This is a genomic window from Micromonospora globbae, from assembly GCF_036184225.1.
Classification (GTDB): Bacteria; Actinomycetota; Actinomycetes; order Mycobacteriales; family Micromonosporaceae; genus Micromonospora; species Micromonospora globbae.
Genome location: NZ_CP108084.1, coordinates 2,622,386 through 2,632,332 on the forward strand (window position 1 = coordinate 2,622,386; position 9,947 = coordinate 2,632,332).

Genomic DNA, 9,947 nt, shown 5'->3' on the forward strand with positions numbered 1-9,947 from the left:
CTTACCGGCCGCCCGCGACCGCACCCCGCAACCGGCACGGCTGATCATGGGCCCCATGAACGCCCGCGTCACGAGCTATACCGGTTCGGGGTAGAGGTTTGTCATGTACCCCCGGGGGGTATATGGTGCTGTGTGGAGGTGGACGGTATGAGCAACAACCACACGGCACACGAGAAGGCGAACGGCATGGGCGAGGCGGCGGTGCCACCGCACTCCCACGAGGGCCACGACCATAGGGCACCACACCACGGTCCGGCCCCGGGCCCGTCCACGCCAAAACCCCCGGCAGAGCACCACGAACACGACGCCTCCCACGCCGGTGCGGCGCACCAGGGCCGGCGCGGTGAGGCTGCTAGCGGTCACCACCACCCAGGCCACGGCGACCACGCGGGTCACGGGGGACACGGTGGGCACGACAAGCACGCCGGACATGATCCTGAGCAGTTCCGCCGCAAGTTCTGGCTCAGCCTCGCCCTGACACTGCCGATCGTGGCGACCAGTCACATGGTGATGGACTGGTTCGGTTACTCCCTGGACTTCCCGGGCAGGGGCCTGGTCGGTCCGGTCCTCGGATCGGTGGTCTTCTTCTACGGCGGCTGGCCGTTCCTGGTCGGCGGCGTCCGCGAGGTCCGCGACCGGGCGCCGGGGATGATGCTGCTGATCTCCATGGCGATCACCGTGGCGTACCTGGCTTCCCTGGCCACCAGCTTCGGCGCGTTCGACCTGGACTTCTGGTGGGAGCTCGCCGCGCTGGTGACCATCATGCTGCTCGGTCACTGGCAGGAGATGAAGGCGATCGGCCAGGCCCAGGGCGCGCTCGCCGCGCTGGCGGCGCTGTTGCCCGACGACGCCGAACGGCTCGACGACAACGGTGAGCCGCACCGCGTGCCGGTGGGCGAACTGCGGGTCGGCGACGTCGTCCTGGTCCGCTCCGGCGGTCGGGTGCCCGCCGACGGGCGCGTCGTCGACGGCGCCGCGGAACTGGACGAGTCGATGATCACGGGCGAATCCCGCCCGGTCCCGCGCGGCGTGGGAGACCGCGTGGTGGCCGGCACCGTGGCGACCGACTCCGCCTTGCGGGTACGCGTCGACGCGGTCGGCGAGGATACCGCACTGGCCGGCATCGGGCGGCTCGTCGCCCAGGCGCAGGCCTCCAGCGGCAGGGCTCAGGTGCTCGCCGACCGGTTCGCGGCGATGCTGTTCTACGTCGCCGCTGCCGCCGCGGTGGTCACCTTCGGCGCCTGGTGGGCGCTCGGTGACCTCGACCAGTCGGTCGTCCGCACGGTGACGGTCCTCGTGATCGCCTGCCCGCACGCCCTCGGGTTGGCCATCCCGCTGGTGATCGCGCTCTCGACCGCCGTGTCGGCGAAGGCGGGCGTCCTCGTCAAGGACCGCCTCGCGCTGGAGCGGATGCGCATCGTCGATGCGGTGCTGTTCGACAAGACCGGCACGCTGACCAAGGGCGCGCACACGGTCACCGACATGGCCGCCGCGGCCGGCGTCACCGAGGACGAGGTGTTGCGCGTCGCCGGCGCGGTCGAGGCGGACAGCGAGCATCCTCTGGCCAAGGCGCTGGTGGCCGTCGCACAGGATCGGGGACTGCAGGCCACCGCGCGCGACTTCCGCTCGCTGACCGGTCGCGGCGTGCAGGCTGTCGTCGACGGTACGACCTACGCAGTGGGTGGGCCGGCTCTGCTGCGGGAAATGGCGGCGGCGGTGCCGGACGAACTGGTCCGGGCAGCGCACGTCTGGTCGGCCCGCGGGGCTGCCGTGCTCCACCTGGTCCGCCTCGTCGGGGGTGGGCACGCGGAGGCGATCGGGGCGTTCGCGTTGGAGGACGAGGTCCGTCCCGAGGCCCGGGAGGCCATCGCGGTGCTGCGCGAGCAGGGCGTGCGGAAGATCGTCATGATCACGGGTGACGCGCGGCCGGTCGCCGAAGCCGTCGCCGCGGACCTTGGCTTCCGCCCCGGCGTCGACGAGGTCTTCGCCGAGGTGCTGCCCGCCGACAAGGACGAGGCGGTGGCCGACCTGCAGGCCCGCGGATACACGGTCGCGATGGTCGGCGACGGGGTCAACGACGCGCCGGCCCTGGCCCGCGCCGACGTCGGACTGGCGATCGGTGCCGGCACGGACGTCGCGATCGAGTCCGCCGGGGTCATCCTCGCCTCCTCCGACCCGCGTGGTGTCACCGGCGTCATCCGCCTGTCCCGGGCCTCGTACCGAAAGATGATCCAGAACCTGGCCTGGGCCGCCGGCTACAACGTCGTGGCGATCCCGCTCGCCGCCGGCGTCCTCGCCTGGGCGGGGATCAGCCTCAGCCCGGCCGTCGGCGCAGTGCTCATGTCGGTCTCCACGATCGTCGTGGCGCTCAACGCCCAGCTGCTGAGGCGGGTCCGCCTGGCCCCGGGGACCTGAACACGGTGTGGCGGCGGCCCAGCCCGGGCCGCCGCCACCACCTGCCCCGAGGAGCTGTGGATGCATCGCAGGTCTCCCTGTCACGAGGAGCGCCCCCGATTGGGCGAGGGCCGCGACAGGTCGCCCGGGTTGCCCAGACGGGGGCCGGCGCCGGTGCTGGGCAGCGCGCGGCGTCCGCGGTGGCCACGAAGAACGTATCGTCGTGCCCGGTGAAGGCGGCTGGCGCCGCAGGAATGCGCCCTGTCGATGGCGGGCGCGGACGTGCTGCTGCGGCTGGATCACCTTCAGGCCAGGCGTCGCCGAATAGAACGACCAGGCCGCGCGGTGGGACACCGACAAGAACTGATCCGCCGCGACCGCTCCAGAGTCGCCGGTCGGTCGCGGCGGATCACCTCCGCTCAGCTCACGAGCTGGTAACCGGCCTTCTCGACGGCCGCGCGGACGTCGGCGATCTCCAGCGGCGCGGCGCTGGAGACCGCGACGGTGCCTGAGGCCACGTCGATCTCGACGCCGGTCACGCCCTCGACCGTGCGGATCTGCTTGCTCACGTTGTTGGCGCAGCCGGTGCAGGTCATACCCGACACGGTGTAGGTGGTGCGTACGCCGTCGACGGCCTCAACCGCGGCCGGCGTGCTGTCGGCCGTGGCCGTGCCGCAGCCGCAACTGGTCCCAGTGGTGCACATGAACTCTCTCCTCTCGACCAAGGGGGGCGCTGGCTGGCGCCCTGCCGCGCCGGACGGAACCGGCAGGCAGCCGGTTGGCCCGGGAGCCAGCGCGGCCCCATGGACGATGAATATACCCATAGGGGGTAGAGGGATCAATGAGGTGCGCACGAGAGCGCGAAAGCCTAAGGCCGGCCAAGGGTCTCCCTTGACAGGCGATACCCCTAGGGGGTACACATTCTCCCACTTACCCATACCCCCTAGGGGCATTTAGGAGTGGTGGAGATGTCACAGGGATCCAAGCGCTGGTGGGGCCTCGGGCTCATCGCGCTCGCTCAGTTCATGGTCATCATGGACACCTCGATCATCGGCGTGGCCCTTCCGCGTATGCAGGACGACCTCGGGTTCTCACCCGAGAACCTGTCGTGGGTGTTCAACGCCTACGTCGTGGCCTTCGGGGGACTGCTGTTGCTCGGCGGCCGGCTGTCGGACCTGTTCGGCGCGCGGCGCGTCTTCACCGCCGGGTGGCTGATCCTGCTGGCCGGATCAGCGGCCGCCGGGCTGGCTGACAGCGTCGCGGTGGAACTGGCTGCCCGCGCCGCGCAGGGCGCCGGCGCCGCCCTGATCGCACCGTCGGCGCTGACGCTGTTGATGATGCTCTTCGGCGCCCAGCCGCGAGAACTAACCACGGCGCTCGCGCTCTACGGTGCGGCGGCACCGGCGGGCGGTACTGCCGGCGTCTTCCTCGGCGGGGTCATCACCGAGTACCTCAGCTGGCCGTGGGTGTTCTACATCAACATCCCGATCGCTCTGATCGCGGTACTGGCCGCCCCGGCGCTGATGCCCGCCGGCGGCGCCCGCCGCGGTTCCCTCGACGTCGCCGGGGCGCTCACCGTCACCGCCGGTCTCGCGGCGGCGGTCTACGCGATCGTCCGGGCCCCCGAAGTGGGGTGGGCCTCCGGGCAGACCTGGCTCGTCCTGGCCGGTGCGGTCGCCGCACTGGTGGCGTTCGTGGCCATCCAGGCCGCCCGCAGGGATCCGCTGATGCGGCTGTCGATCTTCCGCACGCCGAATCTCGCCGCGGCCAACGTCGCTCAGCTCCTACTGGGGGCGGCGTGGATCCCGATGTGGTTCTACCTCAACCTCTACCTGCAGCAGGTGCTCGGCTACAGCGCCTTCCCCAGCGGCGCTGCGCTGCTTCCGATGACGGTCCTCATCATGGTGGGGATGGTCGCACTGGCGCCGCGCGCGATCAACCGGTTCGGCCCGAAGCCGATGGTGGTGGCGGGACTCACCGTACTGGCCGCAGGGCTGGGATGGTTGGCCCTCGTCCGGCCCGGCGGCAGCTACGCCGTGGACGTCCTGCCCGCATCGCTCGTCGCGGCGCTGGGTATGTCACTGGCGTTCATCCCGTCGCTGGGCACGGCCATCTCCAGCGCCCGACCCGAGGAGGGCGGCCTTGCGTCCGGGATCGTCAACACCAGCTATCAGGTCGGTTCCGCGCTGGGCCTGGCCGCGATGACGGCGGTCGCCGCCTCGTACGGCGCGGATCGGGTCGGTGACCTGCCGGCGCTCACCGACGGCTTCTCCGCCGCCTTCGTCGGCGCCGCGGCCATCGCCGCCATCGGAGCCGTCACCGCCGCGGTAACCCTGCGCACCCGCACCTCCGATGCACAGAGCGCGACGGAGCCCGAGAACGTCCAGGTCGGCTGACATGAGCGGACCGAACCCCGAACGTCAGCCCGATGTCCATCGGGACAAGTCGTCATGACGAGGCGGACACCGCCACGGCTGGGGTGCGACGCAACCTGACAGACAACGAGAACCCGCCGTCGGGCGGCCGGTCCCGGAGCCGGCCGCCCGAGGGTTTTGGCGGGGCTGATGCGGCAATGCCGGCCGATACGTGATCGGCCGGCATTGAGTCGTTCTGGGCGTGCGAGGCGTGAGGCGGCCGGCGCACGCACCGGTCAGAGCTGCGCTGGCTGTCGCCCGACGAGAAGGGGAAGCGGCACAGGAGCTGACTCCCCGGGCTGGGCTGGCGTGACGGCCAGCATCCGTACGGTCACCGGTCGATCCACCGGCGGCTGTGTCAGCCTCGCTTCATGAGCCGGCCGACGGCGGCCATCATTTCGGTGGCCATCTCGTCGGCGCGGCCCTCGGCGGCGCCTTCGTGCATGCAGTGCCGGGCGTGCCCATCGAGCAGTCCGAGGGCGACCTTGTCCAGGGCGGCCTGGATTGCGGAGATCTGGGTGAGCACGTCGATGCAGTACCGGTCGTCGTCGACCATCTTCTCGACGCCGCGGACCTGCCCCTCGACGCGGCGGAGCCGCGCGAGCAGCTGATCCTTGCTGGCGGTGTATCCGCGGATCGGAGTGGGTGTGGTCATGACACCAGGGTACCGTACCCCTCGGGGGTATGCTACGGTGCGGTGCGAGGCATACCCCCTATAGGTACTCCAGGGGCGTCCTACCACCCCACCCACACCACCACCTCGCACGCCACGCATTCCTCCGCGCGAGGCTGGCGATGCCGAACGCACCCACTCACGTCGGCTCGCCGGGCCGGTTTGCCGGCTTGCGTCTCAATCCGACCCGGCGGGCGGGCTGTGTCGCCGAAGCTCAACCCTCAGCCGGTTCGTCGGCGGCGGCGTAGACCAGGTGGAGCACACCGCTGGCGAACGCGGTGGACGACACCAGCTTCAGGGGAACCGTGGGGCCGTCCTGGAAGAGCCGCTTCCCGTGCCCGACCACGATCGGGTGCACCAGCAGGTGAAGTTCGTCGAGGAGCCGCTGCTCGAGCAGCCAGCGCACCAGAGTGACGCTTCCGGTGACACCGATCCGGCTGTCCTGCTTGAGCTTGGCGAGCTCCTCAGCGGCGGCGTCCCCGCGAATCAGCGTGGTGTTCTCCCAGTCCGCGGACGTGAGGGTGTTGGAGACGACGTACTTGCGGGCGCCGTTCATCATCGCCGTCGTCGGATCGGCGGGGTCGGCGTTCGGCCAGTATTCGGCCATCTCGGTGTAGGTCACCCGGCCGAAGAGCGTGGCGTCGGTGGCCATCAACGCACCGACGGCCGCGCCCATCTCGTCGTCGAAGTACGGGAAGTGCCATGTCTCGGGAGCCTCGGTGACCCCGTCGAGCGACACGAACAGACCAGCTTTGATCTCACCCATGCGGATCTCCTGTTCAGCAGGGACGGTGTTGGCCCGGTGCAGCACCGCGAGCGCCGCCCATAGTACCGATCAGTACTCGTAGTACTGCTTGGTACGCTAGGCGCAAACGGGCGAGCGTGTCCACCCCGCCGCCCCGGAACAGTTGGAGACCACATGGGGGCCAAGCAACGCGCCGTGCCCGACCGGACCACCCGGCAGCGCCAGGCGATCATGACTGCCGCCGCGGACGTCTTCATGCGCAACGGTTACGTCGGGGCGACCACGGACGAGATCGCCGCGCTCGCGGCCGTGTCGAAGCAGACGGTCTACAAGATGTACGGCGACAAGCAGAAGCTCTTCGCCGAGGTGATCCTGGAAACGACGCTGGGCACGGTCGAGCGGCTCGCGTCCACCGTGAGCCTGCTCGAACGGTCGAACGACGCCCGGGCGGCGTTGCGCATGGTTGCGGAGGGCTGGCTGCGCGGGCTGCTCGCGGCGGACGTGCTCCGCCTGCGACGTCTCGTCATCGCGGAGGCGGACCGATTCCCTGAGGTGGGGCGAGCCTGGTTCGAGCGGGGGTTCGATCGAGCGCTGGTGATCCTCGGCGACTCGCTACAGGAGATGGCGGGCCGTGGGCTGTTGCGGTCCCTCGACGACCCGCGGCGAGCGGCGTACCAGTTCGCGGGCCTCGTGATGTACCAGCCGATGAACCAGGCGATGTTCGCCGGGTCGGATGGCCTGCCGTCGGCGCGCGAGCTGAAGCGTATCGCCCACTCCGCCGTCGAGGTGTTCCTCGCCGCCTACGGCCCCGCCACAGCCTGAGGGTCGAGCGGGCGCCGCGCCTGCCTCGCCGGCCAGCAGTCGCAGTCGTAGTGGTCGGGGTCCGTGGCGAACCTCCCCGCGCCCTCGCGCAACGAGGCGATGACTGCCCTGGATACTGCCGCGGTGGCGCAAGCGAGCCGCGGCGACGCTATCGCCTGGTTCACTGCTCGCCGACCGCCGGGTCGTCGTGGGTCTGCGCTTCGCGCAGCGCCTCGTCGGCGGCGGCGATTTCCTGGTACCACTGCCGGTGCACCTTGTAGGTGCGGTCGAGTTCGATCTTGTGGTACAGCCCGGTCGGCTTGCCGAACCAGAAGTCACGCGGATGGCGCTGTACCTTGCCGCGGCCCACGACGAGGATCGCGCGGTCGGTGACCACGATCGTCTCCGCCGGCACCGTGAAGATCCCCGAACCGGTCACCGTGATGAATCCCGTCTGGATTTGCTCGCCGGGCTCCAGATACGGCGCCGCCTGTTCGGCGATCATCTTGGCCCGTCGTTCCTTGTAGCCCACGGCTTTCCTCCGATGCCGATGCGCGTCAGGGCGGCCTGATGTCGGGCGCGGCTTGCACTAAAGATCTGACTTTATCACTGTCACCCGATCCAGCCGATAACCACCCAAGGGTCATATCTCTGACCCTGCCGCCGCCACCTCAGGCATTACCTGGCCCGCCACTTGGTCGGCCGGGGCCTGCATGGGGCAGTTCTTCACCGCTAGATGTTGTCGTCGGTTACCACGTCGGGGGGCGACGCCCTGAGATCGCTGGGGTGGGGCGAGTGCGGAGGCTGCGCGAACCCTGGGCGACCTGCCCCACGTGGACCCGGCGGGGAGTGCCCTACTCGGAGGAGGATCTGGGGTCGGCGGCACGTGGGCTGGTGGCCTTGCGATCGGTGATGACGATCGCCGCTGCGGTGGCAAGCAGCGCAACGACGTGTGCCACCATCATGACCACCATGGGGGCCGCCGGCGGCCGATCCGCATCCTGGCGCAGCGCGGTGATGACCAGCCCGGTCGCGGTGAGCGTGCACAGCGCCAGCCCGAACAGTCGCACACGTGCGCGGGTGTCCGTGCGGGCGACGTGTCCGGCGTAGACCCGCGCGCCCGGGGTGAGGGCGCGCCAGGTCCGGGCGGCCCACAGCAGCCACAGTGGGGGCGGCAGCAGCGCCACCAGCCACATCCACGGAAGCATCGCGAACATGCCGAGGAAGCCGGCCGTCCAGACCGAGATGACCGCCCAACCGCCGACGCCGGCGATGACCACCCGATCCAGTTCGGTGCGTGCCGCGTGGTTTGTTGGTTCCGCGGTCAGTACCGCGCTGAGGTGTCCGGCGGCGGCTGTCAGCCACCCTCGGGTGGCGGCGATGCTACCGAGCCCGGTGAGCGCCGGCCGGTGCTCCGGGTCGAGCGTCAGCGCGCGACGGTACGACCGCGTGGCGAACAGGTGCCAGCCGATTGAGTGGAACATGAGTGCCCGGATGTGGTGCGGGCCGGCCGACTCGGGGGCCAGATTCACCGCCTGCTTGATCGTCTGGAACGCGCGGCGCGGCTGTCCGAGGTTGAGCCGGGCGAGCGCCAGCGCGGCGTGCCCGCGCCAGTCCTCGGGCGCGAGACGGACGGCCTCGCACGCGCTGGCTCGTGCCTCCGCCGGGTTGCCCACGCCGATCTGGGCGAACGCGAGCAACACGTGGCCCTCGTGCTGTCCGGGCGCGACCGCGACGGCCCGGGCCGCCGCGTCCAACATGGCGGCGAACTCGTCCTCCGCCTGATGCGAGCGGGCCAGGACGTACAGCGCCTCGGCATTGTCCGGATCGTCGGCCAGCACGGCCGCGATCTCCCGCCGTGCGGCATCGATCCGGCCGACTTCCAGCAGGGCGCTGGCTCGTGCCACACCGGCATCGGACGCCTGCCTCGTCACCGGCCTACCCTAGCGTCAGGACGGCGCCACCTGGCTGGAGCAGGCCGGGCGGCAGCCTTCGCTACCCGTCGATACCTTCCCCGTCGCCACTCCCCGACTGGCGCACTCCTGAGCACGCAGCTCCACGCCCACCTCCGGCAGGCGATCTGCGACGGACGGTTGCCGCCGGGCGGGCGCCCGCACCCGCACCGCCGGCAAGCTCGCCATCACGCCGTCGAACTGTCACGGACGCCGAGCTCGGCACATCGTCGATGGGCCGTCGGGAATGGCGTCCCGGTAGGTGTCGCAGCTCTGGATCGGTGCGTAGCCGAGGTCGCGGCGGGCGGCGTCGAGGTCGAAGACAGCCGCGCTGGTCGCCGAGGTGATCGTGTACGTGCCGAACCGGACGTCGGCCCGCAACGCCAGGCGTACCGCCTGCCCGAGGTCTGCTGGTCCCAGCCAGGTGTCGCACCAGCCGCGCGTCGGCGGCACGGGCTGGCAGCCGCCGAGCCGCAGACAGACGACGGAGAAGGCACCGGAGTCCGCGTACACCCGGGCGGCCGCCTCACCGAAGACCTTGGTGGCGCCGTAGCGGCAGCACGGGTGGGGTGGCCACGTGTCGCGGATCGGGCCGCAGTCGGGACGGGCGGACGGCGGGTGGTAGCCGCCGAGGGCGTGGACGGAGCTGGCGAGAACGACGCGACGTACGCCCGTCCGGGCGGCGGCGGACAGGATGCGGGCTGGCACGTCGAGGTTGGGGCCGAGTAGCTGGTCCCAGTCGTCTCCGGGGCGCGGGTTCGCGGCGAGGTGCACGACTGCGTCTACGTCGGTGCAGAGCCGCTCGGTGAATGCCGGGTCAGCGAGGTCGCCGAGCATCACCTCGTGTCCCTCGGCGTGTTCGGGCGGTCGCAGGTCGGTCAGCCGGAGGTGGTGGTCACCGGCGAGTTGCGGCAGTAGCAGGGTGCCGACTCCGCCGGCGGCGCCGGTTACCAGTACGCGCATTCCGG

Annotated in this window: 9 protein-coding genes; 3 read left to right on the forward strand and 6 right to left on the reverse strand. The window is 70.8% G+C overall.

Annotated features, from left to right (window positions below; all coding sequences use genetic code 11):
* Positions 1-147: 147 nt before the first annotated feature.
* Complete coding sequence (locus tag OG994_RS11565; protein WP_328853178.1) at positions 148-2,415, forward strand: heavy metal translocating P-type ATPase; 2,268 nt, start codon at positions 148-150, stop codon at positions 2,413-2,415.
* A gap of 398 nt (positions 2,416-2,813) precedes the next feature.
* On the opposite strand, the gene OG994_RS11570 is transcribed toward OG994_RS11565, so the two are convergent.
* On the reverse strand, positions 2,814-3,098 hold the full coding sequence (locus OG994_RS11570; RefSeq protein ID WP_407942580.1) for a heavy-metal-associated domain-containing protein: 285 nt from the start codon (positions 3,096-3,098) through the stop codon (positions 2,814-2,816).
* Positions 3,099-3,362: 264 nt separating this feature from the next.
* Here OG994_RS11570 and OG994_RS11575 point away from each other — a divergent pair, with 264 nt between their 5' ends.
* Complete coding sequence (locus OG994_RS11575; protein ID WP_328853179.1) at positions 3,363-4,790, forward strand: MFS transporter; 1,428 nt, start codon at positions 3,363-3,365, stop codon at positions 4,788-4,790.
* Between the two features lie 376 nt (positions 4,791-5,166).
* Here OG994_RS11575 and OG994_RS11580 read toward each other — a convergent pair whose 3' ends face one another.
* Together OG994_RS11580 and OG994_RS11585 are read right to left on the reverse strand one after the other, a co-directional pair.
* The gene (locus OG994_RS11580; RefSeq protein ID WP_074311710.1) at positions 5,167-5,463 is read right to left on the reverse strand and encodes a metal-sensitive transcriptional regulator; all 297 of its coding nucleotides are present in this window, start codon (positions 5,461-5,463) and stop codon (positions 5,167-5,169) included.
* Positions 5,464-5,695: 232 nt separating this feature from the next.
* Entirely contained in the window at positions 5,696-6,247 is a 552-nt protein-coding gene (locus OG994_RS11585) for a dihydrofolate reductase family protein (protein WP_328853180.1), read from the reverse strand.
* Positions 6,248-6,400: 153 nt separating this feature from the next.
* Between OG994_RS11585 and OG994_RS11590 the strand changes: the two genes are divergently transcribed.
* The gene (locus OG994_RS11590; protein ID WP_120331634.1) at positions 6,401-7,048 is read left to right on the forward strand and encodes a TetR/AcrR family transcriptional regulator; all 648 of its coding nucleotides are present in this window, start codon (positions 6,401-6,403) and stop codon (positions 7,046-7,048) included.
* A gap of 160 nt (positions 7,049-7,208) precedes the next feature.
* Here the strand turns inward: OG994_RS11590 and OG994_RS11595 are convergent, their stop codons facing one another.
* From OG994_RS11595 to OG994_RS11605, 3 genes are all read right to left on the reverse strand, one after another.
* Entirely contained in the window at positions 7,209-7,559 is a 351-nt protein-coding gene (locus tag OG994_RS11595) for a hypothetical protein (protein ID WP_328853181.1), read from the reverse strand.
* Positions 7,560-7,881: 322 nt separating this feature from the next.
* Positions 7,882-8,961, reverse strand: a complete 1,080-nt coding sequence (locus tag OG994_RS11600; RefSeq protein ID WP_328853182.1) for a tetratricopeptide repeat protein — start codon at positions 8,959-8,961, stop codon at positions 7,882-7,884.
* Positions 8,962-9,183: 222 nt separating this feature from the next.
* On the reverse strand, positions 9,184-9,942 hold the full coding sequence (locus OG994_RS11605) for an NAD-dependent epimerase/dehydratase family protein (protein WP_328853183.1): 759 nt from the start codon (positions 9,940-9,942) through the stop codon (positions 9,184-9,186).
* Positions 9,943-9,947: the final 5 nt, after the last annotated feature.

What these genes read in the sequence shown, in the direction of transcription:
- OG994_RS11590 (WP_120331634.1), top strand. Translation starts at nt 6,401, where the DNA reads ATGGGGGCCAAGCAACGCGCCGTGCCCGACCGGACCACCCGGCAGCGC.
- OG994_RS11585 (WP_328853180.1), bottom strand. Translation starts at nt 6,247, where the DNA reads ATGGGTGAGATCAAAGCTGGTCTGTTCGTGTCGCTCGACGGGGTCACC.
- OG994_RS11565 (WP_328853178.1), top strand. Translation starts at nt 148, where the DNA reads ATGAGCAACAACCACACGGCACACGAGAAGGCGAACGGCATGGGCGAG.
- OG994_RS11575 (WP_328853179.1), top strand. Translation starts at nt 3,363, where the DNA reads ATGTCACAGGGATCCAAGCGCTGGTGGGGCCTCGGGCTCATCGCGCTC.
- OG994_RS11570 (WP_407942580.1), bottom strand. Translation starts at nt 3,098, where the DNA reads ATGTGCACCACTGGGACCAGTTGCGGCTGCGGCACGGCCACGGCCGAC.
- OG994_RS11605 (WP_328853183.1), bottom strand. Translation starts at nt 9,942, where the DNA reads ATGCGCGTACTGGTAACCGGCGCCGCCGGCGGAGTCGGCACCCTGCTA.
- OG994_RS11580 (WP_074311710.1), bottom strand. Translation starts at nt 5,463, where the DNA reads ATGACCACACCCACTCCGATCCGCGGATACACCGCCAGCAAGGATCAG.